Genomic DNA, 557 nt, shown 5'->3' with positions numbered 1-557 from the left:
CTCCGGTTGGAGCTCGCCATCGGAAAGAATGATCCCCTTGAGCGCCGCTTCATCCAGTTCTTGTTTCACAACCAGATCAAACAGATGGCTAAAGCGCGTAAAATCGGCCTCTTTGATGGTCAACCCCGCCGCCATGGCGTGCCCGCCGAACTTGAGGATCAAACCTGGGTTTTGCGTGTCGATAAGATCCAACGCATCACGCATGTGTAATCCAGGAATCGAACGACAAGAACCCTTGATCGTCCCTTCACCACCGTCAGCAAAGGCAATAACTGGACGATGGAATTTCTCTTTGATACGCGAAGCGAGAATACCAATCACACCTTGGTGCCAATCGCGCTGGAACAGCGATAAGCCGTATGGCAGCTCGCTGTTTTCGCCAAACTGCAAACGTTCACAAAACGCCATCGCTTCTTGCTTCATGCCTTCTTCAATCTCTTTACGAGTCTGATTGAGTCCATCAAGCTCACTGGCCATGCGACGTGCGGCATGGATGTTGTTACACATCAGTAGCTCAACACCAAAAGACATGTCGTCTAAACGGCCAGCGGCATTAA

Annotated in this window: 1 protein-coding gene; it reads right to left on the bottom strand. The window is 50.8% G+C overall.

The genetic code is table 11. The annotated features are described in order from the left end of the window. A partial coding sequence (locus R7Z47_RS26310) for a DHHA1 domain-containing protein (RefSeq protein WP_318130958.1) occupies window positions 1-557 on the bottom strand: 557 nt, incomplete at both ends.

The organism is Vibrio sp. 1641, assembly GCF_033339995.1.
GTDB lineage: Bacteria > Pseudomonadota > Gammaproteobacteria > Enterobacterales > Vibrionaceae > Vibrio > Vibrio alginolyticus.
Note: the sequence above shows the minus strand (reverse complement) of the source record. Positions and strands in the feature narration are given on the sequence as shown.